This is a genomic window from Bacillus sp. Marseille-Q3570 (assembly GCF_946151055.1).
Taxonomy (GTDB): domain Bacteria; phylum Bacillota; class Bacilli; order Bacillales; family Fictibacillaceae; genus Pseudalkalibacillus.
This window is the reverse complement of sequence record NZ_CAMGYZ010000001.1, coordinates 125699-151776: the sequence shown is the minus strand read 5'-3', so window position 1 is coordinate 151776 and position 26078 is coordinate 125699. Positions and strand designations below refer to the sequence as shown.

Annotated in this window: 25 protein-coding genes, 1 other RNA gene, 1 pseudogene and 1 riboswitch; of the genes and pseudogenes, 21 read left to right on the top strand and 6 right to left on the bottom strand. The window is 40.6% G+C overall.

All coding sequences use genetic code 11. The features are described 5' to 3' along the window. The first annotated feature begins 166 nt into the window (after positions 1-166). Positions 167-505 (top strand): DUF962 domain-containing protein, encoded by a 339-nt coding sequence (locus N8M93_RS00765; RefSeq protein ID WP_261129066.1) that lies wholly within the window; start codon positions 167-169, stop codon positions 503-505. A gap of 23 nt (positions 506-528) precedes the next feature. On the opposite strand, the gene N8M93_RS00760 is transcribed toward N8M93_RS00765, so the two are convergent. Then, positions 529-771, bottom strand: a complete 243-nt coding sequence (locus N8M93_RS00760; protein WP_221565135.1) for a helix-turn-helix domain-containing protein — start codon at positions 769-771, stop codon at positions 529-531. 94 nt (positions 772-865) lie between these two features. Beyond that, positions 866-1525 (bottom strand): SIMPL domain-containing protein, encoded by a 660-nt coding sequence (locus N8M93_RS00755; protein WP_261129064.1) that lies wholly within the window; start codon positions 1523-1525, stop codon positions 866-868. A 312-nt stretch (positions 1526-1837) separates the two neighbouring features. On the opposite strand from N8M93_RS00755, the gene N8M93_RS00750 reads away from it, so the two are divergent. The 4 genes from N8M93_RS00750 (at position 1838) to N8M93_RS00735 (ending at position 4864) form a co-directional block, all read left to right on the top strand. Beyond that, on the top strand, positions 1838-2038 hold the full coding sequence (locus N8M93_RS00750) for a cold-shock protein (protein WP_261129060.1): 201 nt from the start codon (positions 1838-1840) through the stop codon (positions 2036-2038). Between the two features lie 654 nt (positions 2039-2692). After that, positions 2693-2796: riboswitch (SAM riboswitch) on the top strand. A gap of 107 nt (positions 2797-2903) precedes the next feature. Continuing rightward, a complete protein-coding gene (locus N8M93_RS00745; RefSeq protein WP_261129059.1) occupies positions 2904-3047 on the top strand; it encodes a YezD family protein in 144 nt (47 codons plus the stop codon). Positions 3048-3207: 160 nt separating this feature from the next. After that, positions 3208-4041, top strand: a complete 834-nt coding sequence (locus N8M93_RS00740) for an STAS domain-containing protein (RefSeq protein WP_261129058.1) — start codon at positions 3208-3210, stop codon at positions 4039-4041. A gap of 385 nt (positions 4042-4426) precedes the next feature. Then, positions 4427-4864, top strand: coding sequence for a TraR/DksA C4-type zinc finger protein (locus N8M93_RS00735; RefSeq protein WP_261129057.1), 438 nt, complete (start codon positions 4427-4429; stop codon positions 4862-4864). 218 nt (positions 4865-5082) lie between these two features. Here the strand turns inward: N8M93_RS00735 and N8M93_RS00730 are convergent, their stop codons facing one another. After that, positions 5083-5979 (bottom strand): hypothetical protein, encoded by an 897-nt coding sequence (locus N8M93_RS00730; protein WP_261129056.1) that lies wholly within the window; start codon positions 5977-5979, stop codon positions 5083-5085. A 460-nt stretch (positions 5980-6439) separates the two neighbouring features. Between N8M93_RS00730 and N8M93_RS00725 the strand changes: the two genes are divergently transcribed. From N8M93_RS00725 to N8M93_RS00685, 9 genes are all read left to right on the top strand, one after another. Next, positions 6440-8734 (top strand): DEAD/DEAH box helicase, encoded by a 2295-nt coding sequence (locus N8M93_RS00725; protein WP_261129054.1) that lies wholly within the window; start codon positions 6440-6442, stop codon positions 8732-8734. Then, positions 8718-9965: a ribonuclease H-like domain-containing protein gene (locus N8M93_RS00720; protein WP_261129053.1), complete on the top strand. Its 1248-nt coding sequence runs from the start codon at positions 8718-8720 to the stop codon at positions 9963-9965. The genes N8M93_RS00725 and N8M93_RS00720 overlap by 17 nt, the downstream gene beginning before the upstream one ends. A gap of 377 nt (positions 9966-10342) precedes the next feature. Next, positions 10343-10651: a spore coat protein gene (locus tag N8M93_RS00715; protein WP_261129052.1), complete on the top strand. Its 309-nt coding sequence runs from the start codon at positions 10343-10345 to the stop codon at positions 10649-10651. A gap of 295 nt (positions 10652-10946) precedes the next feature. Continuing rightward, positions 10947-11516 (top strand): DUF1273 domain-containing protein, encoded by a 570-nt coding sequence (locus N8M93_RS00710; protein WP_261129662.1) that lies wholly within the window; start codon positions 10947-10949, stop codon positions 11514-11516. A 100-nt stretch (positions 11517-11616) separates the two neighbouring features. Then, positions 11617-11922, top strand: a complete 306-nt coding sequence (gpsB, locus tag N8M93_RS00705) for a cell division regulator GpsB (protein WP_261129051.1) — start codon at positions 11617-11619, stop codon at positions 11920-11922. 71 nt (positions 11923-11993) lie between these two features. After that, positions 11994-12389, top strand: an RNA gene (gene rnpB / locus N8M93_RS00700) — RNase P RNA component class B. A gap of 195 nt (positions 12390-12584) precedes the next feature. Beyond that, positions 12585-13736 carry a class I SAM-dependent RNA methyltransferase gene (locus tag N8M93_RS00695; RefSeq protein ID WP_261129049.1) on the top strand — a complete coding sequence of 384 codons (1152 nt, stop codon included), beginning with the start codon at positions 12585-12587 and terminating at the stop codon, positions 13734-13736. Positions 13737-13791: 55 nt separating this feature from the next. Then, positions 13792-13983 carry a hypothetical protein gene (locus tag N8M93_RS00690; RefSeq protein ID WP_261129047.1) on the top strand — a complete coding sequence of 64 codons (192 nt, stop codon included), beginning with the start codon at positions 13792-13794 and terminating at the stop codon, positions 13981-13983. 201 nt (positions 13984-14184) lie between these two features. After that, complete coding sequence (locus N8M93_RS00685) at positions 14185-15708, top strand: carboxypeptidase M32 (protein ID WP_261129046.1); 1524 nt, start codon at positions 14185-14187, stop codon at positions 15706-15708. A 28-nt stretch (positions 15709-15736) separates the two neighbouring features. On the opposite strand, the gene N8M93_RS00680 is transcribed toward N8M93_RS00685, so the two are convergent. Beyond that, positions 15737-15862: a hypothetical protein gene (locus tag N8M93_RS00680; RefSeq protein ID WP_261129045.1), complete on the bottom strand. Its 126-nt coding sequence runs from the start codon at positions 15860-15862 to the stop codon at positions 15737-15739. 190 nt (positions 15863-16052) lie between these two features. Between N8M93_RS00680 and N8M93_RS00675 the strand changes: the two genes are divergently transcribed. From N8M93_RS00675 to N8M93_RS00645, 7 genes and pseudogenes are all read left to right on the top strand, one after another. After that, positions 16053-16463 (top strand): CoA-binding protein, encoded by a 411-nt coding sequence (locus N8M93_RS00675; RefSeq protein WP_261129044.1) that lies wholly within the window; start codon positions 16053-16055, stop codon positions 16461-16463. A gap of 438 nt (positions 16464-16901) precedes the next feature. Further along, positions 16902-18875: a DNA topoisomerase IV subunit B gene (gene parE / locus N8M93_RS00670; protein WP_261129043.1), complete on the top strand. Its 1974-nt coding sequence runs from the start codon at positions 16902-16904 to the stop codon at positions 18873-18875. Between the two features lie 3 nt (positions 18876-18878). Beyond that, the gene (gene parC / locus N8M93_RS00665) at positions 18879-21311 is read left to right on the top strand and encodes a DNA topoisomerase IV subunit A (protein WP_261129042.1); all 2433 of its coding nucleotides are present in this window, start codon (positions 18879-18881) and stop codon (positions 21309-21311) included. 217 nt (positions 21312-21528) lie between these two features. Further along, positions 21529-22200, top strand: a pseudogene (locus N8M93_RS00660) (RNA-guided endonuclease TnpB family protein); the annotation flags it as partial. 147 nt (positions 22201-22347) lie between these two features. Next, positions 22348-22872, top strand: a complete 525-nt coding sequence (locus tag N8M93_RS00655) for a GNAT family N-acetyltransferase (RefSeq protein WP_261129041.1) — start codon at positions 22348-22350, stop codon at positions 22870-22872. Between the two features lie 87 nt (positions 22873-22959). After that, complete coding sequence (locus N8M93_RS00650; RefSeq protein ID WP_261129040.1) at positions 22960-23535, top strand: GDSL-type esterase/lipase family protein; 576 nt, start codon at positions 22960-22962, stop codon at positions 23533-23535. A gap of 3 nt (positions 23536-23538) precedes the next feature. Beyond that, positions 23539-23778, top strand: a complete 240-nt coding sequence (locus N8M93_RS00645) for a hypothetical protein (RefSeq protein ID WP_261129039.1) — start codon at positions 23539-23541, stop codon at positions 23776-23778. Between the two features lie 516 nt (positions 23779-24294). On the opposite strand, the gene N8M93_RS00640 is transcribed toward N8M93_RS00645, so the two are convergent. Together N8M93_RS00640 and N8M93_RS00635 are read right to left on the bottom strand one after the other, a co-directional pair. After that, positions 24295-24840, bottom strand: coding sequence for a GNAT family N-acetyltransferase (locus N8M93_RS00640; RefSeq protein WP_261129037.1), 546 nt, complete (start codon positions 24838-24840; stop codon positions 24295-24297). A gap of 256 nt (positions 24841-25096) precedes the next feature. After that, positions 25097-25951, bottom strand: coding sequence for a YihY/virulence factor BrkB family protein (locus tag N8M93_RS00635; RefSeq protein WP_261129036.1), 855 nt, complete (start codon positions 25949-25951; stop codon positions 25097-25099). Positions 25952-26078 lie beyond the last annotated feature (127 nt).

Genomic DNA, 26078 nt, shown 5'->3' with positions numbered 1-26078 from the left:
CGGTTACAAAGGTAGAAGAGGAAATCCTTTAACGAGCATTTTACATATTTAAAAGAGTTATTGGAAAATGGAGGGCTGATTGTAGCAGGACTATGTCTTGATGGAAGCGACATTGCATCCTTATCGGGTCTCCCTGATGGAGAGCAAATAATAGGAGAGGATCAATTTGAAAAAAGAATTTGTAAGTTTCGAGGAGTTTTGGCCGTCTTATCTTCAACAGCATTCGAAACCTGCTACTAGAGCCTGGCATTTTGTAGGTACCAGTTTTGTCTTTGTATGTATTTGTGTATCACTTCTATTCATGAATTTCTGGTATCTGTTAGCTGCTCCTGTCATTGCATATTCATTTGCTTGGATCAGTCATTTCTTCATAGAAGGGAACAAACCAGCCACATTCGAGCATCCGTTCTGGTCTTTAAGGGCTGATTTCAAGATGTTCGGTTACACCTTGACAGGAAGTCTTGATAAAGAGTTGGAAAAGCATCAGATCAAAAGAACCGCGTAACGATTCATTTTGAAAGTAATAAATCAATATTCCATGATATCACTTTTGACAAGCTGATGAATTTCTTCTACCAATTGGGATGCAGGGATATTCAAATGTTCAGCTAATACAAACATGGTCTTGAGTGTCGGCATGCGACGTCCTCTTTCAAGTAAACTGATAAAAGAACGATCATAGCCAGTCAGTTCAGCAAGTTTGAACTGAGATATTTTCTCGACTGTCCGGTGTTTACGGATCACGAGTCCAACAGCTTGTTCAAGTTTCATATAAAAATCCCCCAATAACCCCATAAAATGACAGCGGACTATAGTCAACGTATCTCTATTTTAGTATAGGTCTGTCGTATGGACAATAAGATTGTTAGAAATAACAAAACCAAATTTTCAACTTTGCGCGTATCAACACTTTTTGGGGCTGGATAGGAGGTGCGGCTAAGGCTTGAACCATCTGGGTTTTGTAAAAAGGGGCAACATCTCTCGCTGCGATTTCGACGATTTTCAATGGTACTGGACTCAACTGGACCCTCATCATATGAGCAAGTGCCATGGCTTTCCGTACGGCATCTTCATAGGCTTTTGCCAACCCATTGAGATAATAGCGGGAAGGATTTGTGACTTCAAATGAAAGATCTCTCGTGATATTCGCTCCATTCTTGATAGCAGTATCATATACAATTCCTGCAAGTTTTACATCGTTAAGTTTCACCTTATATAAATGTTCTACTCGAAATCCTCTGAAGACAGACTGTCCGTTTTGAAAATCATAGACAGGTTGGACATTATATACGATTGTCTCTATTTGAGTTGAGGGAATGCCGGCATTCATCAAAGCAGTCAGGACTTGATTCGATCTTCTAGCATTGTCTTCGGATGCACTTACAACATCCAGGTCTTCTGTGACGACACCGATTATAAGTGAAATCTCGTCTGCATCGACAATCATTTCTCCATCACCTTCAACCACCAAAACATTCGTTTCACCTTTGACATTTCCCCGGTCAGAAGGATACATGTCGATCATACCTTCACCTCCGAATCCTGATTTATTCACTATATTCATTTTATTGGTTTGAAATGAGTAATTGATCTGTTTATAAATCGAACATATTTTCGAGCGTTGTATTGACATTATGTTATATATGGATTATGATATGAATAACGCCGACAAAGTTAGTTATATAAATGGTGGATAGATTGAAGTCGTAGCTGCAATTGTGTAGACGAATTTAATTGTCACACAGTCATGCGGGTACGGTTTTTTTATACAGTCAGAATGATAAATATAACGGTAAACTTTTGGTGAATTTTGTAAGATGTTCAGGAGGTACAGTATATGAATACTGGTACAGTAAAATGGTTTAACGCAGAAAAAGGTTTTGGTTTCATCGAAATTTCAGAAGGTAACGATGTATTCGTTCACTTTTCTGCAATCGAAGGTGAAGGATTCAAAACACTAGAAGAAGGTCAAAACGTTTCTTTCGAAATCGTCGAAGGTAACCGTGGACCACAAGCTTCTAACGTACAAAAAGTCTAAGTATAAATACTTGAGTCTTAATGGGTGACGTACGTTAGTACGTCGCCCTTTTTACATTTAAAGGAAGTATGAAATGCTTTCTTCAATACAAGTGTAACTAAGTCTCGACTTTATTTGGTCCTCAATTGGCAATTGACCTTTCATAGAAAAATGGATTTAAGCTTCCTTTATGATCAGCTTGTAAAGGGTCTCATGTGCTCCTTGCCAAAGTGCGCACTGTAAAAACGTTTAATCCACATTTTCAACCCCACTTTTAAATCTCCAATTTATCTATTATTTCAGAAACGGAAACAATTCGTGTAGAAGGGAGTTAAGAGTAAGTACGGTAACTGATTCACACTGGCACGACCGAGGAGTCGTAAGGACGGAAGAGAGGCAGGGCTTTCGTTGTTTGAGTTATTTTCAACAATCATAAGGGTTGTATAGTGGATGCACAATATGCATAGATACATCGCTATCCACCAGTTTAAGGAGCATGGATCATCGCTGTTGTGAGTTGTTTGATCTCACGGAATGACTTTTTCAGCGTTACATAACTCATAGTATGGCAAGTGATTAATTCATACTATACCTATAGGGATTTATGGCTAAATTTCAATTTATGATTGACAGTCACTTTTATCATGCTGTAAAATTCAAAAAAATAAGTTGATCCACTTATCACGAGTGGCTGAGGGACTGGCCCTGAGAAGCCCGGCAACCTGCTATTGCAAGGTGCTAATTCCAGCAAAATGGATACCCATTTTGAGAGATAAGGTACATACACATTCGATGTACTTTAAATCAGGTCTCTCATTCTGAGGGGCTTTTTTACATTATTTATGGCTGTTTCCGCAAAACTTTGTTGCTTACAAAAGAGAGGAGAATGAGTGTGGCAAATGAATTGGAATCTATAACACCAAAATTGAATGAAATGCTTAAAAATATGAAATTCGGGTCTGTCACTTTGGTTATTCAGGATGGAAAGGTCATTCAAATTGAAAAGAATGAAAAAGTGAGAGTGAAGTAGCAAGAATTTCACTGAAATATTTTCCGAATCACATATGACCATTTGCTAATTCTGCTAAAGGTTTACTGGTTTAAATTTGTCCTCAAGGTTCTAATAATTTAAACTAGGGAGAGAAGTTAAAATAACGCCCATTTAAATGAATTGCGGAGGTCATTATAACGTGCAGAGAAATAAGGAATTACATGATTTTCTTCTCAATAAAGCACCACAACTTACAGATGATTGGTATAACTCACTGAGTAAAAGCGACCCGACAGGTGTTTATTCATCTACAGATCCTGAAGTCATTCAAAAGTTGAAACAGCAAAATTATGAGTTTCATCTGAATCTGATTGGAATTTTTATAAAAGAAGAATCAGAATTCTTCAAGGATTTCGAGGAATGGGTGATTGCTACTGCGAGGGATAAGGAACATATTGAAACACCGACTCATTTTGTCATGAGGGAATTCATACGTGTCCGGAAACAGTATTTGAACCTGATCAACGAATTTGTAAAAGCTTCACCAGGTAAATATACGAATGAACAAATTGATTTATGGAAAGAGTCGATCATAAAAGAATTTGATATTGCGATGGTGCGATTTACAGAAGAAAAGAACAACTATCTGAATGATCAATTGATAGCTCAAAAAGCGATGATCAATGAGCTTAGTTCTCCTGTAATTGATTTATCACATAATGTAGGTCTGCTCCCGATCGTCGGTGACATCGATACGCATAGGGCTAAGACTATTCTTGAAAGTACCTTGAAGCAATGTGAAGAACGGAATATTGAACGGTTGTACATTGATTTATCAGGTGTTTTCATGGTGGATACGATGGTCGCTCACGAAATATTCCAATTGATTTATTCTTTACGGTTGTTGGGTGTTTCTACCACATTATCGGGAATACGCCCTGAAATCGCACAAACAGCAGTGCAATTGGGCATCGATTTTGAGGATGTGGAAATGACCTCTAAATTGTCGATTGCATTAACAGAAGATGACTGATTTACAACTTATTTCAATAAAAGGCGCTCACTAAGCGTCTTTTTATTTTGCATTTAAAGAACGTTTAAAATACTTTCTTAAATATAATAGCACAAGCTGCTGGCTTGGGAAGCAATACACTGCAAGAAGGAAAAGCAGTTGCTTTTTCTAGGAACTGAGGCCCGGTCTGCGTCAAAGGCTTGTCTTTGCCAATTTTTCTTTAATTTCTCTTAACTCATAAAAAGTCAATCAATGAGACCGTTGCAGGAAGATTGAAGTGATCCAAGTGACTCTGAGCTAGGCATCAACTATCCTGCATCTAAATAACCCTCATTAAAAGGAAGTAACTGGAAGGGTGTTTACCTTCAATTGTGAATGGGAAAGGTTCAAAAAAGGAGGAGGAATCATGGCTTTAACTGATAAACAAATACAAGTCTTCAAATCACAATTGCAAGGAATGAAAGAGGAAGTTTTTCGACGAAATCAAAATAGAGAAGAAAACGTTGATTCTGAACAATTGAAGGGTAATGATAACCATATGGGTAATGCTGGTACTGCAGAGTACGAACATGCAAGAGAAATGGCACTGAACCAAAATGATGAACAATTGATAAATGAAATCGATGAAGCCTTACAACGGATTGAAGAAGGCACTTACGGTGTATGTATCGACACCGGTGAGGAGATCTCCATTGAGCGCTTGGAAGCAGTACCTTATGCGAAGAGGACAATTGAAGCGCAAAAAGTATATGATGAACAGAAAAATCCAGGTGATGAAAGACTCAATACGAAACATGAAGACACCTCAGAAATGATCAGTCAAATTGAAAATGAACATGAATAATGATGACGAAAAAACGGGAGGGTTCAACGACTCTCCCGAATAAGTTAGTTTCTTCAATTTTCAACATCATATTTCTTCAATTTGTTCCTTCCACCTTTTTTAGCGATCTGTTCTGCCTGATTTACATTTTGACCCCTTTCAGCCTCCTTGGTCAGCATTTTAATATATGCTAGATTGATAGATTTTGGATGTGATTTTGACTACGCCCTGTTGAATTCTTACCATCGACTCTTTTTCCGGTCCAGAAGAAGTCCTTCTGAAAGTTGATTTTCTCCAATTACAAAGTCCTTCATATAATGTTTTAAATAGTTTCCATAATGAGAATTTGTTTGAAGCAGCAACTCGTCAACAAAATAGATCCCCTTATCAAGATGGTCTAACAATAAAGTGCAAGTACCTGAATAAATACCACACGCAACTTGAAAATAAGTAGCGTTAGTCCGAAATTGATCATAAATCTTCACGTTGTCCATCACATTATACATATAAACTTCTTTTGTCTCATATACCAAAAGGACTCCGACCAGATTTTCTCCATCAAGTGGTGATTTGGAGTGATCAAGTACTTCCATTTCAAAATCCCAAATTCGATCAACGTCTGAAAGATTATTCTTGATCAAGGTTGTCGTATGATCATTCACTTTATAAATGAATCCTGTTTCGATATTGAAGTGTTTACCTAAAGAATACACTTCTTCATGAGGCATCAAGCAGCCTTCAAATTGTTTTTCACCTAATGTTATATTGAAGCCGAGCTCATAAGGCTGGTGGTATAAGTAAAGGGGAGTCTTGTCTTTCATGAACATAGGATAGCTCATGATCGCTTCATCAAGAAAGCATTCAGGGGACCAAGACGTATAGATAACATCTTTCTTCACCTCAGCTTGTCCGGTATAAAATGAAGTGTCCTCTTCCACGATATAACAGCCAAGAAGTTTTTCCCCGAGACGGGTGGATTTCATCAACTCAAGTGCCATCCATTGAACAACTCCAGGATTCATTCCTGACCCGATGATTGCAGTCGTACTTTTGAAGTGATCTTTTACAGCTTCAAAATGGATCAGCCGTTCTGCTAATGGAAATCCCCTGTAAAGTTCTTCATTATCATCTATCATCGTATTTTCCAATGCAGAATTGAGGTAATAGACACCCTGCCGATTACAGCATGTAAGCATTTCGTTCGTATCAGCTCATGAGAGATCGACAACAGCGCATAATACATTGCCGGTAGATCTGCAGCATTTATTCACTTTTACGGAAGAAGTATTAAAGAAACAACAAGGCGCACTAAGCAATTCAATGAAGTCACTGACTTTGCATGACCTGTACAAAAAATCGTTAAGTGATTATGAGCGTGCGAATTAGTAGTGAAAAGTTCCTGTTTGGGAGCTTTTTTACATTGTTAAGATCAATTGATAAGTAGACAAAAAATATGATGATTAAGAGTGATAAGAGAATTCTTTAAGTAAGAAGGACTTGAATCTTTTACTTTTCGGTTATGCGAAAACAGAACGGACCCCTTTTCTTGCGAACGTTTATTCGCTAAAATAGAAGTACTAGAATGGAGTGAACGGAATGAAAATTCGTAAGAGCTTACCTGAAATCCTAAAAGTCATGAATAAAGATGAAACGATTGCTTCGAATATCGCCCATTGGAAAACGATTCCTGAAAAAGAAGGACGATCTGTCGATTTTCCTGAACAGATCCATCCGAAGATTCGTAATGCATTAGAAAACAGAGGGATTTCTTCATTATATACGCACCAATATTCTGCATTTGAAGCAGCACGTTCGCATAAAAGCTTCGTTGCTGTTACCCCGACCGCTTCTGGTAAAACGCTCTGCTATAACCTTCCTGTCCTTCAGGAGGTTGTGGAGAATGATAACAGCCGCGCTTTATATTTGTTTCCGACAAAGGCTTTGGCCCAGGATCAAAAGAGTGAAATCAACGAATTGATTGAAGAAATCGGTATGGACATCAATAGTTATACATACGACGGAGATACACCTTCGAATATCCGTCAGGTGATTCGTAAAGCCGGACATGTCGTGATGACGAATCCGGATATGCTGCATTCAGCGATTCTACCGCATCATACGAAGTGGGTATCCTTGTTTGAAAACCTGAAATATATTGTCATTGATGAACTTCATACATATAGAGGTGTGTTCGGGAGCCATTTTGCCAATGTATTGAGACGTCTGAAAAGAATATGTGCTTACTACGGAAGTAATCCGACCTTCATCTGCACGTCAGCCACGATTGCGAATCCGCAAGAGCTTGCTGAAAAATTGACAGGGGATGAAGTGCAGTTGATTGACAACAACGGCGCCCCGGTTGGGAAGAAGCATTTCGTTTTCTACAACCCGCCTATTGTCAATAAACCGTTGAACATAAGAAGGAGTGCAACGCTTGAATCGAAAAGGATTGCTTCTTTGTTTTTGGAAAATGAAATCCAGACGATCGTTTTTGCGAGAAGCCGGGTCAGAGTTGAAATTTTGCTAACCTATCTGCAAGAATTGATTCAACGAAAGATAGGAAACAAGACGATTCGTGGCTATCGCGGTGGATATCTTCCGAAGCAGCGCCGTGAAATCGAACAAGGACTTCGGAGTGGGGAGATCATGGGTGTTGTGAGTACGAACGCTCTCGAATTAGGTGTGGATATCGGACAACTTCAAGTCTGTGTCATGAATGGCTACCCTGGAACGATTGCAAGTACGTGGCAGCAGGGAGGACGAGCTGGCCGGAGACAGGATGAATCGGTCGTCGTTCTCGTCGCTAGTTCTACACCACTTGATCAATATATTATCCAGAATCCCGACTACTTTTTCAATCGCAATCCAGAAACCGCTCGGATCAACCCCGACAACTTGATCATCTTAGTGGATCATTTGAAATGTGCAGCGTATGAACTACCATTTAAAAATGGTGAGAGTTTTGAAGGAGTAGAAATCGATGACATCATGCATTTCTTGACTGAAGAAGGCGTCCTGCATGAACAAGGGGAACGTTGGTATTGGATGAACGATTCGTTTCCTGCACATAACATCAGCTTACGTTCCGCTTCACAGGAAAACGTCGTCATCGTCGATCAGACGAATGTAGCGAATGTAAGAGTAATCGGTGAAATGGACCGGTTCAGTTCGATGACATTGCTTCACGAAGAAGCGATCTACTTGCATCAAGGTATTCAATATCAAGTTGAGAAACTTGATTACGAAGAGAAAAAGGCATACGTCCGTGAAGTCGATGTTGATTACTACACGGATGCAAATTTAGCGGTTTCGTTGAAAGTGCTTGAAGAAGATAAACAGAAGACCTTTATTGATTCTCAGGTCGCGTTTGGAGATGTAACTGTAAATGCGATGGCGACGATTTTCAAAAAAATCAAGTTCGGGACCCATGAAAACATCGGTTCCGGGCCGATCTCGCTGCCTGAAGAAGAGCTCCATACTTCCGCTTCATGGATCAGTTTCTCTGAGGAAATGGTTGAGGGACTTTCTGAACAAGAACTTGAAGAAGGTCTTGTAGGAATTTCGAATGTCATGCGTCATGTCGCTCCATTATTCGTCATGTGTGATGTGAGCGATCTTCATGTCGTTCCCCAAGTGAAAGCTTCTCATTCACAGTTGCCGACGATTTTCTTCTACGATCGCTATCCGGGTGGCATCGGTCTCAGTGAATATGTTTATGACCATATATCTGAAATCATCAGCGAGGCGGAACAAGTGATAGAACGCTGCCCATGTGGTAAAGGTTGTCCATCGTGTGTAGGGAATGAAGTGCAGTATACAGATGCCAAAAGCCTAGCGTTGAAATTTTTGAAAGAGGGAAGGAACGATTCGAACTATGTCACTTCAAAATAAATTGAATCGTTTTAAAAAACAACTGACACATGTCGGTACAGAATCAACTCCGGAAAAGAAACAAAAACGAGTGGAAGAGAAGACTGAGGAATATGGTTCAGGCTGGGCTCCTTACGAAGCAAAAGCAGTAGCATTTGAAGATCAGCATTGCATCATCCGGGAAAAAAACTATTCAAAAGACTATAAAATCGGACATTACACCGTACAAGATCTTCATGATGCCATCAAGCGCTGGAACAAAAGGGAGAAGAGCCATCCACTTTCAGCTGACGGCCGAGCTGCTTCAGACCTCCTCTTTTTTGATACAGAAACGACTGGGCTAGGTAGCGGAGCAGGGAATACGATCTTTTTGCTTGGAGTCGCAAGAATACTTGAAGGTTGCATTCAGGTCCGACAGTATTTCCTGCCAGGACCAGGAAACGAAGTGGCCCTATATCACCATTTTTTAACAGATATGCAGGACATGTCCAATTTAGTGACGTATAACGGAAAAGCATTTGATTGGCCGCAGGTGAAAACCCGTCACACATTCGTCCGTGATATGGTTCCGAAGCTGCCGCCTTTCGGTCATTTCGATTTACTTCATGGTTCGCGAAGGGTTTGGAAGAAGTCATTCGAGTCACTGCGCCTCTCAATTGTGGAAAAAGAACTTCTTAGTATCGAAAGGACAGAGGATACACCAGGATATCTTGCGCCGATGTTATACTTTGAATATTTGCGGGAAAAGAACCCTTCGATCTTAGAAGGGGTATTCAAACATAATGAGCTTGATGTCCTTACCCTCATATCGTTGTATACCCATCTCTCCAATGTTTTGTTAGATAAGAACCATACTTCGCTTTCCAACATAGAGCGGTTCGAGATTGCAAAATGGTATGAGGCGCTGGGAGATAGGCTGGAAGCGAAACATCGTTATGAAGAACTAATTGATACGACAAATGATTTAAAGGCAAAAAAAGCGTTGGCGAGCCTCTATAAGAAAGAAAAAGATCTCGATCAAGCAGCTTGTTATTTGAAGTCTGTCATTGAGTCGCAAGATGATGTAGAAGCCTATGTTGAGCTTTCGAAAATCCATGAACATCACTACAAGGACTTTGAGAAAGCGTTGTTTTATGCTCGGAAAGGATATCAATCATGGAAGTCGGCAAAGCGGATTATAAGACGCGATGAAGATAAAGAACGAATTCAATTCAAAAAGCGGATCGACCGTCTCGAAAGAAAATTCGGGTAGGGCAATAGTAGGGAATTGAAAACGTGAGAAATGGTCGATATTCCCCGGGCAAGCGCAAAAAACGATGTTTTTCGTGCTTGCCCGGGGGTTTTTAAAATTATTTAGTCTTTTGTAATAGAAATATTGAAAAAAATGTCGAATCACCATAAAATAGGGGATGGAGCATTTACATATTTAGGGGGATTCCGACAGTGCGCAACATTATTGTAGTTTTATTTTTTCTTATGATCGGCTTGACTGTGTATATCATGAACTTAGGTGCTTGACCATTTTCATCGGATATCGGTGAAAGAAGGCGAATGTCTTAGACAAGTCTCATAGATCTCTCATACATTATTACAAAGAATCAAACTAAACCATAAAGGAGAATCTATGGGATGCATTGTAAAAAACCTCAAATGATGTGTCCGGTGGTCCATCCACCGAAGAAGTGTGTCAAGCATTTTTGCCATTACAAAGTCGTGCCTCATATCCATCCAGTGATCGAGGAGCACGTACACCACAACATCATACAGCATAAGCATATGCAGAAGCATTGTACAAAATCGTGCTGTACGACTCAACACAAACATTGCATGGTCCCACCAAAGCCGAAATGCGGCTGCCACCACGGCGGCTACGGTGGAGGATATGGCGACAGCTACGGTGGAGGACACCACCACGACGGAGGCCCTTGGGGCTGGTAAGATCAGTATAAGCGAACCGAGCTCATTCGGTTCGCTTTTTCTTTCGATTTCCCAGGGTACCCCTATACCAAACCATTTATCAAACAGGTACAAAGATCCTTGAAAACCGGACAGAATTCCATATGAAAAAACATATATTTTTCGATAAATCGATGCTTTTTCAACAAAATATGTATGTATAATATGGTACACTTAAAGGGAGTCCAAATATTGGCATAGACACGGATTTTCACTTTTAGTAGGATTTAAAGACATCCTGGAATCAGCATGGATTTTCAAAAGGAGTCATTGGATGATCAAGGTTTTAGCAGTGACAGGTTACAAAGGACATGAACTTGGTATTTTTTCGAACAAACATGAAGCTATACCATACATAAAAGGTGTACTTAAAAATCGTATTACACAGCTCGTGGAAGAAGGCCTGGAATGGGTCGTCATCAGTGGACAGCTCGGAGTTGAGTTGTGGGCAGGCGAGACAGTCATCGAATTGAAGGAAACTTATCCTGATCTGCAGCTTGCTGTTTTGACTCCATTTCAAGAACAGGAGCAGAGATGGAAAGAGAACACCCAGCAATATTACCATCAGGTTGTATCGCAAGCAGATTTCGTGGACAGCATTTCGAAAAGACCATATGAAAATCCAGGCCAATTGCAAGCAGGAAATCAATTCATCATCGAAAAGACAGATGCGTTATTAGTGCTCTATGACGCTGATCAGCCAGGGTCGCCGGAATTTTATTTAAGAACGGCGCACAAATATGTAGAACTTGGTAACGAATATCCTATATTGTCAATTTCCTTTTTTGACGTAAATGATTATATTGAGGAATCACAGAAATCAAATGGTGAGGATTGGGTAACCTAATAACAGATGAATATTATGTGAAACTTGGTATAATGTTGGATAAAGACCAACTATAAATGAAATGAATGATAGAAATCATAAACGGGGTGACGCATTTATTATGGATAATAAACGAGTACAACTGACATCGAAAGAGATACTGGAGAAGGATTTCAAATCAGGTTTCAGAGGCTATGATCAAGATGAAGTCGATCAGTTTTTGGACATTGTGATCAAAGACTATGAACAGTTTCACAAAGAAATTGACCGTTTGAATGAAGAAAATGTGAAATTGAGAAAAGAACTGCAGCGTTCAGGGGAACAGACCAAAACGCAAAGCAATGGTGCTGGAATCACGAACTACGATATCTTGAAACGCCTATCCAACCTTGAAAAGCATGTTTTCGGAAGTAAACTTTACGATTGATTTGGGTATAATTGACATTGAAAAGCGATCAAACGTACGATATAATATAATTCGACTCTAAAAAGGTCATATCGTTTGGGTAATCGCTGTACTTCACTTTTGAAGTATAGAGGAAAGTCCATGCTCGCACAGTCTGCGATGGCTGTAGTGTTCGTGCCTGATCAATAAATAAGTCAGGGTAGTCTGGTTCCGACTGGACTAACGGCAGGGAAAACACCTACGTCTTCGGATATGGTGTGACTACCTTGAAAGTGCCACAGTGACGAAGTCCTGCAGGAAACTGCAGGAGTGGAACGAGGTAAACCCCACGAGCGAGAAACCCAAATTATGGTAGGGGAGTCTTCTCGGAGGAAATGAACGAAGAGAAGGGCAGATGTTGGAGAACATCTGGAGATAGATGATTACCGCCTGCGTACGAGGAGCTTAAGCTCTGCTTGAGTACGAGGAACAGAACATGGCTTACAAAACGAGATGACCAAAAGCCCGCATTTAAGAGGGCTTTTTTATTTTGCCTTGACAATGTTAAAGGGCTTTATTGATTTTTATGATTGAAGGCAGGCGAATACCCGGCACAAAGGGAGCAGTTTTTTTCGAAAATTAGAAATGTCCGATTCCATTCAGTATAATGAGGGAAGCATACATAAAGATTGGAGTATTCAAAAATGAGACCGATTACGTTGATCGCTACTGCAGCGATGGGATTAGAATCGATTGTCGCCAATGAAGTACGACAATTGGGTTATGAAAAAGTACAGGTTGAAAACGGAAGGATCATTGTCGAAGCCGATGAACGTGCGATTCCACGTTTAAACCTATGGCTTCGTACAGCCGATCGCATCAAGCTAAAGATCGGATCCTTCAAGACGTTATCCTTTGAAGAATTGTTTGAACAGACCAAAGCTTTACCATGGGGAGATTTTCTGCCGGAGGACGCTGAATTTCCGGTCATTGGCCGTTCTGTAAAATCAAAGTTATTCAGCGTTTCGGATTGTCAGGCGATCGTCAAGAAAGCGATCGTTGAAAAGATGAAGGAAACGTATGGTGTCGAAGGGTGGTTGCCTGAAAATGGCGCATTTTACAGGGTAGAGGTTGCCTTGCATAAAGACATAGCGACATTGACGATCGACACGAGCGGGGAAGGATTGCACAAACGAGGATACCGTTATTTACACAACGAAGCACCTTTGAAAGAAACGTTGGCGGCTGCTTTGATTCAATTGACAAACTGGAGGCCGGAAAGACCGTTTCTCGATCCATTCTGCGGTTCTGGAACGATTCCGATCGAAGCGGCGATGATCGCGAAAAATATCGCTCCAGGATTGAACAGGGAGTTTGCGTCTGAAAACTGGTCATGGCTTGATAAGAAACTATGGTACCAGGCTGTGGAAGAAGCACACGACGTTGCAAACTTCGAACTGCCAATCGATATAATGGGCTCGGATATCGACCACAAAATGATAGAACTCTCGGAGAACAATGCCAATGAAGCTGGTTTTGAAGGTGATATCCGGTTCAAACAAATGCAGGTGAAGGATTTCTATACAAAAGCTGAGTATGGTTATGTAGTCGGAAACCCTCCATATGGAGAGCGGTTGAATGAAAGAGACTACGTAGAGGCGTTATATGCCGATTTAGGAGAGGTTTTCAGGAAGCTCGATACCTGGTCGCTCTATATTCTTACATCACATGATGGCTTTGAGCTGTTATACGGAGAAAAGGCGTCTAAAAAGCGCAAGCTCTATAACGGTGATTTGAAATGCCATTACTATCAATTTTTCGGTAAAAAGCCGCCACGTAGACATGTCGACGTTTAACAACTGAGAAATCCACCCATACTAGGAGTAATCAAATTAGGTGGGTGGATTTCTTATGTATGATCGGTATAGCGACATCGAACGGGTGACGCAGGCAATGAAGGCTTTAAAAAGCTTGGATGAACCATGTTATGAGGATGCATGTAAGAACATAAGTGATGAACTTCATGACGCCATCGCTTTTGAAACTGGAAACCATCGGGATATGAGCAGATACTCGTCAACATTATGGATACAGGAAAACTGAACGAACTGCTAAGTTCAGTTTTTTTATGTGCTTGTACAAGTCATTTGATGTTCGCTTAATCATTACAAAATTTCACGTACCGTACTTGGAAGCAAAATTTTAATACAGGATTATTTTATAAACATTAAAGGATTTTCTTAATATGATGTCAAATTAGTAGGATGGGCTTGAAACATTTTACATAATAGGGGGATGAAATAGATGACAAGCATAACGGCAAATAAAATGGAGCAAAAGTTCCAGGAGCTTACCCAACGGATCACAAGCTATAATGAAGCGATCGGTTTAATGATCTGGGATTTAAGAACTGGTGCACCGAAACGAGGTGTGGAGCAGCGTTCTGAAGTGATCGGTATGTTATCTTCTGAAGTATTCAAATTATCCACTTCCAAAGAGATGAAAGAATGCTTGGATTCGTTAAACGATTCCTCACTTCATCCAAATTTGAGTGTTATTACGAAAAGAGCTGTACAAGAAGCAAAAGAGGAATATGAAAGGAACGAGAAAATTCCAGAAGCAGAATATAAAGAATATGTCATCACCCAATCAAAAGCTGAAAATGTTTGGGAAGATGCAAAAGCTGCATCAGACTTTTCAATCTTACAGCCGTACTTGGAGAAACTTGTCCAATTTAAAAAGAACTTCGTAAGTTATTGGGGACATGATGGACATCCATATAACACCTTGCTCGATTTATATGAGCCTGGAGTCAATGTCGAAACGATCGACCGTGTATTCAATCAACTGAGAGAAGCGATCGTACCGCTTGTGCAGGATGTGGTCAGCTCAAAGCATCAGCCTGAAACTTCATTTTTGTTCGAGCATTTTCCAGCGGATAAACAAAGAGACTATAGCATGCATGTACTGAAACAGATGGGTTATGATTTCCAGGCTGGACGTCTTGATCAGACGAATCATCCATTCGCCATTGGACTGAATCCGGGAGATGTCCGTGTCACGACGAAATATGATGAAGCGGATTTCAGAACAGCCGTTTTCGGTACGATCCACGAAGGTGGTCATGCGTTGTATGAACAGAATATAAGTGACGATCTTATTGGTACCCTCTTATGTACTGGTACTTCAATGGGAATCCATGAGTCCCAATCCTTGTTCTGGGAAAACTTTGTAGGACGTAATCAAGCATTTTGGGAAAACAACTATGAAACATTCAAGACGTATACGAATGGGCAATTCGATAAGGTATCCATGGATGATTTTTATCGTGCGATCAATGTCGCTGGGCCATCCTTGATCCGTATTGAAGCAGATGAAATGACTTATCCACTTCATATCATTATTCGATATGAAATCGAAAAAGGCTTGTTCAGCGATCAGATTCAAGTCAAGGATCTTCCTGGTATCTGGAACGAAAAAATGCAAGAATACCTCGGAATTCAACCAAATCATGATGGAGAAGGCGTTTTACAAGATATCCACTGGTCCGGTGGAGACTTTGGTTACTTCCCTTCGTATGCACTCGGTTATATCTATGCAGCACAACTGAAGCAAGCGATGCTGAATGATCTTCCTGATTTCGATCAGAGGCTTAAAGATGGGGACCTTTTACCAATCAAAGAATGGTTGACGAAGAATGTCCATCAATATGGGAAAATGAAAAAGCCGATCGAAATCATCAAGGATGTAACTGGGGAAGGATTGAATGCGCAACATCTGATCAACTATTTGACAGATAAATATCGTAACGTCTATAAAATCAAATAATCAAAAAAAACCCCGCTTCCGATCATGTTTAGGAGTGGGGATTTCTTTGCATAAGCTTTTGTAGAATTTCATCTCGTTCCTGATCATCGATTAGAGAAAAGAAGTTCAAGATCATCGTATAACAGGAAATCTTCTTTTTAATATTCGTAGGCATTAGTCGTCCTCCTTTTTCTTCAAGGCAACTTTTTTTCTCATTAACAATATATGTTGTTGAATGAAATGTGAGACAATGAAAAGAAGGTTTTGAAGAATTTTAAGCGAAGTTTATAAAGTGGAAGGTTTGAAATGACGAGTTTCGTGAAAGGTTATTAAATAACACTGAAGGATAAAGGAGAGGATCTGAAATGGGTTTCCAAAATCCAGATCAAGATGCCATCAATGAAATTTTACAAACGAAAAAACGTATAGCTATTGTAGGTCTTTCCAATAAACCTCACAGAACGTCTTACCAGGTTTCGAAATACATGCAAGATAACGGCTATGAGATCATCCCGGTGAATCCAACAATCGAGGAGGCTATGGGGCTTAAAGCTTATCCTTCACTTAAAGATGTAGAAGGTCCGATTGATATCGTCAATGTTTTCAGACGTAGTGAAGAACTCCCAGCGGTTGCAGAGGAAGTGAAAGGAATTGATGCTGATGTGTTTTGGGCCCAACTCGGACTACTTAATGAAGAGGTTGTCGATATTCTTGAAGGTACAGGTATGACAATCATCATGGATCGTTGTATTAAAGTGGAACACGCAACAATGTGAAGGGAATGAACCACTCAGCCAGGGTGGTTCATTTTATTCACATTTAAAGAATAGTATGATTACTTTCTTCAATATAAGTGATAAGTGTACAAGCTGGTGTCTTTTGGAAGCAATACACCGCACGAAGAAAAGCAATCGCCTTTTCGGGAAACAAGGCTTAGCCTGCGCTAAGGCATGGCTTGGCCAAGTTTTCTTTATCTCATAGACTTCTGAATGAAAAAGATGAATTTCGGGAAAAACGAATGATAAGTTGTGAAATGGGACAAGTTGAACGGTATGATATAATGATTCATTGGGAGAAGAAAACTTCATAAACGTACAGTTCATACCGATATTTTTCATGAATATAAACATAAATAGAGATTGTATGTGAACAAATGTTCTGATAACATTACTATAAAAAATGATTGTCTGAGTATTGAAAGGGGCACGAGGGTTTTGGCTACGAGAGAACAGCTTTCATATAATGATGATGCAATCCAGGTATTGGAGGGTCTAGAGGCTGTCCGAAAACGACCTGGTATGTATATCGGCAGTACTGACAGTCGTGGTTTGCACCATCTTGTATATGAAATCGTAGATAACGCAGTTGATGAAGCATTAGCAGGGTATGGGAATGCCATCACTGTAACCATACATAAAGATAACAGCATCAGCGTAAAGGATGAAGGGCGAGGTATGCCTACAGGTATGCATAAGACGGGGAAGCCGACTCCCGAAGTCATCTTGACGGTTCTTCATGCCGGAGGTAAATTCGGTCAAGGCGGATACAAAACGAGTGGAGGGCTGCATGGTGTAGGGGCCTCTGTCGTCAATGCGCTCTCCGAATGGCTAGAGGTAACCATCCATCGTGACGGTGTCATCTATAATCAACGTTTCATCAAAGGTGGAAAGCCAGCAACCACACTTGAAAAAATAGGATCAACGAGAAAATCAGGGACGATCATCCATTTCAAGCCGGATCCGTCCATGTTTTCAACGACGATATTTAACTATGAAACCTTGAGTGAACGTCTGAGAGAAGCGGCATTCCTTTTAAAAGGAATGAAAATCGAATTGGTCGATCAGCGTGATAACGAAAATGAAAATGTCGTGTTCCAGTTCGATACAGGAATCCAGGCATTCGTCGATTATCTGAATGAGGAAAAGGACACCCTGCATCCTGTCGTATCTTTTCAGGGATTTCAGAATGCGATCGATGTTGAATTCGCGTTCCAATTCAATGACGGCTATTCAGAAAACATGCTATCCTTCGTCAATAACGTCCGGACGAAAGACGGGGGCACACATGAATCGGGTTCAAAAACGGCAATGACACGTGTATTCAATGAATATGCACGTAAGACCGGTCTGTTAAAAGAAAAGGATAAGAACTTAGATGGTTCGGATATTCGTGAAGGACTGACAGCCATCGTTTCTGTCAGAATCCCCGAAGAGAAGCTTCAGTTCGAAGGCCAGACGAAAAGTAAGCTCGGTACGAGTGACGCTCGTTCTTCTGTGGATGCGGTCGTATCCGAACAGTTGAATTATTTCTTAGAAGAGAATCCGAAAATCAGCGAAATGCTCATCCGTAAATCTGTGAAAGCAGCTCAAGCACGTGAAGCAGCCCGAAAAGCCCGTGAGGACGCACGGAACGGGAAGAAGAATAAACGAAAAGACTCGATGCTCAGCGGTAAGTTGACACCTGCTTCATCACGTAATGCAAATAAAAATGAATTGTATCTTGTAGAAGGTGATTCTGCGGGAGGTTCCGCTAAACAAGGGCGTGACCGCAGATTCCAGGCGATCCTTCCGCTTAGAGGAAAAGTCATCAACACTGAAAAAGCGAAATTACAGGATATTTTCAAAAACGAAGAAATCAACACGATCATCAACGCAATTGGTGCTGGAGTCGGGGCAGACTTCACGATCAAGGACTCCAACTATGACAAAGTCGTCATCATGACAGATGCGGATACAGACGGTTCTCATATCCAGGTGCTGTTGCTGACATTCTTCTACCGATATATGAAACCGATGATCGAAGCAGGAAAAGTCTATATTGCACTACCTCCTCTTTACAAAGTGAGTAAGGGTAAAGGCAAGAAAGAAATCATCGAATATGCCTGGGACGAAGATGGCTTGAAACAGGCGATCAAGAAAGTCGGTAAGGGCTATACGATCCAACGCTACAAAGGTCTTGGTGAAATGAACGCGGATCAATTATGGGAGACGACAATGAATCCGGAAACGCGTACATTGATCCGAGTGAAAATCGAAGACATCGCACGTGCAGAACGACGTGTATCTGTCTTGATGGGTGACAAGGTCGAACCTAGACGGAAATGGATCGAATCGAACGTGGCCTTTGGATTGGATGAAGAGACGAACATCTTAGAAAATGAGAACCTTGAAGTTGTTGAGGGGGAGTAAGTTTTGACGAATGCAGAGAAATATTTAGATTTACCATTGGAAGACATCATCGGCGATCGTTTCGGTCGATATAGTAAATACATCATCCAAGAACGTGCTTTACCTGATGCCCGCGATGGTTTGAAGCCTGTACAAAGGCGTATCCTGTATGCGATGTATCAGGATGGGAACGTGTCCGACAAACCGTTTCGTAAATCAGCGAAAACAGTCGGTAATGTGATCGGTAATTACCATCCGCATGGTGACACCTCCGTTTATGACGCAATGGTGCGTCTAAGTCAAGATTGGAAAGTGCGGAATGTACTTGTAGAAATGCACGGTAACAACGGAAGCATCGATGGGGATCCTCCAGCTGCAATGCGGTATACAGAGGCAAGGCTTTCCCCGATCGCTTCAGAATTGCTCCGTGATATTGATAAAAAAACCGTCGACTTTACACCGAACTTCGATGATACGCAGGAAGAACCAGTAGTTCTTCCAGCATTGTTCCCGAGTTTGCTTGTCAACGGTTCGACCGGGATCTCCTCAGGGTATGCCACGGAAATCCCGCCGCATCATTTAGGAGAAGTGATCGATGCCGTTACAATGCAAATCGATAAACCGGAAAGTACAGTCGATGAGCTGATGACCGTCATCAAAGGACCGGACTTCCCGACTGGTGGTATCATCCAGGGTGTCGAGGGCATCAAGCAGGCATATGAAAACGGTAAAGGGAAAATCGTCATCCGTGCGAAGACTGAAATCGAAGATCAACGCGGCGGTCGTCAACAAATCGTCATCACAGAGATTCCTTATGAAGTGAATAAAGCGAATCTCGTGAAACGGATGGATGAACTTCGCATCGATAAGAAAGTCGATGGCATTTCAGAAGTACGAGATGAAACGGACCGGACTGGGCTGCGAATCGTAATCGAATTGAAAAAAGAAGCAGATTCACATGGTGTTTTGAATTACCTGTTCAAAAACACCGACCTGCAGATTTCCTATAACTTCAATATGGTCGCAATCCATAACCGTACACCGCAGTTGTTGGGCCTCAAAAAGCTGATCGATGCCTATATCCAACATCAGCGTGAGGTGGTGACGAACCGCTCTAAATATGAATTGAAAAAAGCGCAGGATCGTCAACATGTGGTTGAAGGTTTGATCAAGGCAATATCGATTTTAGATGAAGTGATTGCGACAATCCGAGCATCTAAAGATAAAAAAGACGCAAAGAAGAATTTGATTGAGCAATACGCATTTACGGAAGCTCAAGCTGAAGCGATCGTCACCTTACAGCTTTACCGATTGACAAATACAGATATCCAGACACTGGAAAAAGAAGCGGGAGAACTTGAGAAGCAAATCAAAGAACTGCTTGCAATTCTGAACAGCGAACGGAAATTGCTATCTGTCATCAAAAAAGAATTGGCGCGGGTGAAGAAGATCTACCCAGATAACCGTCGTTCAGTCATTGAAGCAGAGATTCAGGAAATCAAAATCAATCTGGAAGTGATGATTCCTTCTGAAGATGTTGTCATCTCAGTGACGAAGGAAGGCTATGTGAAGCGTACAAGCCCTCGTTCCTATTCCGCATCGAATGGGGAACCACCTGGTATGAAGGATACGGATCGCGTCTTGAAAATTTTCAATGGAAATACAACCAATACGATGCTCGTTTTCACGAATAAAGGAAACTATCTTCACATACCTGTCCATGAATTGCCGGATATCCGCTGGAAGGATGCTGGTCAACACGTCACGAACATCGTCTCGATCGATCGTGATGAAACGGTGGTGGACGCGATGGTTGTGGAGGAATTCAAGGCTGAGGAGTATCTGTTGTTCTTTACGAAAAATGGAATGGTCAAGCGGACAGAACTTTCGAATTATAAGGCACAACGTTATTCGAAACCACTGATGGCCTTGAAATTGAAAAAAGAAGATGAACTTGTTGATGTTTTTGTCACGGATGGTAAAAAAGAAATTTTCATTGCGACACACAAAGGATATGGCCTCTGGTATGAGGAAGAAGAAGTGAGTGTGGTCGGCCAGCGTGCTGCCGGTGTCAAAGCGATCAATCTGAAGGATGATGATCATGTTGTCAGCGGATTCGTTAAAGATAAAGATGAACGCACAGAAGTCGTAGTCGTCACGAATCGCGGTGCTGTGAAGAAAATGCGTTTGGAAAATGAATTTGAACGGACATCCAGAGCGAAACGTGGCGTTGTCATGCTACGTGAACTTAAGTCGAATCCGCATCGAATCGTGAAAGCAATACCTGTAAATGAAGAGTACTTCGTCTGGATAGAGGCCGAAAAAGGAAAAGAAGAAGTCATCGATCCAATGCGACTCCGCCCAGCAGACCGATATAATAATGGGTCCTTCATCATAGACGTAACAACAGAAGGGCAAATTGTAGACGCCTGGAAAAGGAAAAAAGCAGAAGAATGATCCAAAACAAAGGGACTGTCCCAAAAGTTTATGATACTTTACTTTTAGGACAGTCTCTTTTTTTATCATGCAGGCGAGAAGACCTCATCCTCAAGGAATGGAAAGGACATAGCCCATTGAGTAGGGTGGGGATGAATCGCCTGCGGACAAGGGATGGATCTTACCATCTCAATTGTCCGACTCATGATTTGTCTCATTTTTTTGGAATCGTTCCTTTGCCACCATCAGACGAAATCCAAGTGGCAACTATTATGTGTCCATTTTGGTGGAAACAGAAGTATACGATTGGTCTAAAACCAACTCATCAGTGGGGATTGATGTCGGACTAAAGGACTTTGCCATATTGTCAGACGGAACGGTGTATGGGAATCCTATGTTTTTTCGAACTTTGGAAATGAAACTGGTGAAAGCCCAACGAGTCCTATCCAGACGTCAAAAAGGCTCTTCGAATTGGCATAAGCAACGGATTAAAGTGGCCCGAATGCACAAGAAAATTGCAAATGCACGAAACGATTACTTGCATAAAATCTCTACCCATATTGTCAAAAACCACGACCTTATTGGTATGGAAGATTTGCAGGTATCCCATATGCTTAAGAACCACAACCTCTCCAAAGCCATCAGCGAAGTAAGTTGGTCAACATTCCGTTTCATGCTTGAATACAAAGCAAAGTGGTATGGCAAACAGATCGTGGTGGTATCCAGGACGTTTCCTTCCAGTCAACTTTGTTCCCATTGTGACTACCGTCATAAAGACGTTAAGAATCTGGCATTACGTGAGTGGGACTGCCCAAAATGCACGATGCATCATGATCGGGATCTTAACGCAAGTAGGAATCTTCGTAAGGAAGCCTTACGATTAACCGCAGGAACTGCGGGGATCGCCTAATCCATAACCGGCGGTTACGCTGGTGTTCTTAGGAATCCCCCACTTCAAGCCACTCGCAAGAGTGATAAGTGGAGGGTAGTTCAAGGGCTGTTAAATGGTGCGTTATAATGGAAGTAAGTGAAGGTAAAGATTGGAAGGGAGAAAGCTATGAGTATTCATTTCAATAAACTGATTGAACCTACCTTGTCCCTTGTGGATACGCTAAACCGATGGGAAAACGATTCTGCTTTGATCCCATTGACTCGACCAAACAAAAACGAGGCAGAGTTGGCGTATAGAAGGAATATGACAATGAAAGATATGACAGATCGATTGGAACACCATCATATCTATCTGATTTATTATGATGATAAGCTGATTGGTGAAATGAACTACATGATCGATCCTGGCCATCTCTTCAAAAGAGTACCGGGAACTGCCTGGATCGGGATAACGATTGGTGATCCAAAAGGCCGTGGCAAGGGAGTCGGGTCTCAAGCGATAACGTATTTAGAAGAAAGAATCAGGCAGCAAGACCTTGAACGTATTGAATTAGGCGTGTTCGAATTTAATAAACAGGCTCAAAAACTGTATCAAAAGTTAGGTTATAAAGAAATCGGCCGGATCCAAGATTTTACCTACTGGAAGGATAGAATGTGGGCAGATATCCGTATGGAGAAGATATTAAGGTGATATTGTTAGTGTCTACGGCTAAATTTAAATGTCTTAGCATCACATAATGGATAGTGCTGAAAAATAGAATAGCAGCAGGAGGTTAAGATGCTTAAATTGGTATGTTTTGGAGATAGCATTAGTGCTAGAAATGAAGGATATGTTAATCCAATTCTCACTACGAAGCTTTCTTCAAAATTGAAAGATTTTGAAATCATTAATTCTGGTGTTGCAGGTGATAACACTTTTGATGCTTTAAAAAGAATTGAGAAAGATGTTGTTAATCATAACCCTGATATAGTAACTATTCTTTTTGGAGCTAACGATGCCGCATTTCATAAAATGATTGATTTGAAGAGCTATGAAAATAACTTGATTAAAATAATACATAGTACTAGTCCTAAAAAAACTATTCTGATTTCTCCTTCTCCAGTAGATGAAGAGAAGCAATTTGCACGGAATAATAGAATTTTAAGTAAATATGCATTAATTGTAAGAAAAGTTGATGAAACGAATGGTAGTTATTTTATCGATTTTTTCACTGAAATGCTTGTCCAGGATCATTTTCAAGAAATACTGGAAGGGTTAGAAAATGATGGATTGCATTTTGGCGATAAAGGTTATGATATTTTGGCTGATTTAATAATCAATAAGATTGAAGAAATAAAGTTAGAGGAGGGATAATCTTTGAAAAAAGGTCTGATTTCATTATTAGGTGGAATAATCCTTGGTGTACTGGTTTCTTTCTTAGCCCTTGATTATAAGGGTTCAACACTTAATGTTATGGGAAAAGATAATGTATCTGGTGAACCTTTGCAGAAGGTTCAAGAAATAGATATAGACGTATTAATGAATGGACTTTTGATAGTAGCAGGAATCTCTATTTTCATCTACCTGATTTGGGCCTATTTAGAAAAACGTACTTAAATAAAGGCTGTATTCGCAAACTTTATTACTCTTGCACTTAAAAAGAGTATAAAATACTTTCTTCAGTATAAGGGCAACTAAGGCTCGACCTACAAAAGGCTTAGTCTCGCCAAGTTTTCTTTAAAAGTCGTTGATTAACGCTCCAGGATACCCGCTTTCCGCGGGGCGTACGGTGAGCCCACTCGTCACCTTGTGACCTCAGGAGTCTCCTTTACAAGGAAGCATTTATGCTCCTGCGTCTTCAAGAAAGTCCTGTCGAAGCGGGCTTCCTCGTCGCATGCCTTGCGAGGAGATTATTCATGTAGTAGGCACGTTGATTCCGCAGGACAAGGATAGTTTCGGCTGCGTTACATCGTACGAAGAAAATGAGATTTTCATTTTCAAGGAGTCTCGCACGTCAAGGTGAGTTTTAAAAAAACTCAAAGGCAACAATCTTTTAGAAAAGAGCCTAAATAAATGAAGATACAACTCCAGCGTACACTGTTTCCAGGGCACGCCTTATTTATATCTGGCTACTTAAAAACGATCTATGTGTTTGTTACTTCGCAAAACCGTAATGAAACCGTCCAAAATGTCATGGCTGATGGAAAATCCTTTGCGTTTATAGAATTCAAGGGCGTCAGCATTGCCATTAGAGACAAATATGAAATAATCCTGGACATCCTCGAATTGTTTCAACCAGTCTATAGACATATTGAATAGAGTGGACCCGACCCCAGACTTCCTGTACTCTTGCTTAATATAAAATTGGGATAAACACCCGACATTAGGTGTGCCGACTGAAGAAAGGTCAAAAAATGTTGCAAAATCATTTGCATAGGCTTCTTTCGGAGAAATGTTAGAATAGACATACCCTACGATTTTATCCTCATCTTTGACGATTACCGTATAATTGTGTATCGCGTTTTTTACAGACGGGATCAACCTGGTTTCAAAACTCATGTTATCAAACAATTCTGGTGTTATGTATGCTTTCGATTTTTGAAAGGACATGAGTTCATTACAAATATCACGGCAGTATTCTATTTTTTCATCGGGTAAGGTTTCATATTTTAATTCCATTTTCTCACTCCTTTACTTGTTCAATCTACGATATAATTTTAATACATTGTAAAATTAAAACAAGTATGCAGTATTTCTAACTAAGCCGGAAATCAACACTTTTACTTAACAAAGCCTGATAAAAAGGAGAGATGGCAACGAGACCATCCCTCTATTTTTCATTTAAAGAAGTATGAATTTTTCTTCAATCATGGACAACTAAGGTTCAGCATACGCTAAGGCGTGGCTTTGCCTAGTTTTCTTTATCAATTCATTATTATTGAGACAATTCCATTTTACCTGATCGGGAAGTTCTCTTTTGAACTTTTGTTCTATGATTCACCACGTTTATTTCTGCTCCTACCATCAAAATCAATCCTGTTAAAAAGAACCAGATCATCATTACGATGATTCCACCTAAACTTCCATATGTCGCTGAATAGGATCCAAAATTACTGACATAAAATGAAAATGCGAGTGAAATCAACAACCACAGAATGGATGCGAGACAAGCACCAGGTATAATTTCTTTTAAAGGTAATTTCTTAGCTGGTGCGAATCGATAAAGGACCATCAGGATTCCTGTGATGACAACGATACTGATGACCCATCGTAAAATGTTCAATAACAACTTGATGTGTCCGGGCATTGAGACGAAGGAATTCACCGTTTTTATAATGACCTGTCCGAATACAGGGAGGACTAAAGCGACTACGAATGCAATGATCATTCCGAAAGTCAGTGCGATCGAGAGCAACCTTACCTTGATGAAAGATCTGCTTTCCTCTACATCATACGCTTTGTTCGAAGCTTTTATAAATGCATTGATACCGTTGGAGGCAGACCAGATTGTACCTAAGATACCAATAGTAAGCAATCCTCCGTTCGGGGTTTCGACGACACTGACGATATTCTCTTTAAAAATGGAAGTTGTTTCATCTGGTAGTATTTCACTCATGTAATTCATTACTTCTTCTCCACTTATATTTAAATACGGTACGATTGATAGGAGCAAAATAAGCATCGGCACAATCGATAACAAGTAATGATAAGCCTGGGCTGCTGCTAATAGTGGTACATCATCTTTTTGAAACTCTCCACTAATCTCTTTTGCATAGTATTTGATATTCATAATACACCTCTCTTGATTTGAGATTTTCCCGTTTCTATCTCCTTCCCCCCAGAAGAGGGAGTTAATCTTGTTATTAACAACGTTTTTCTAATATAAGAATCGGGTAAAGAGGTTCAAGGAGGTGTGG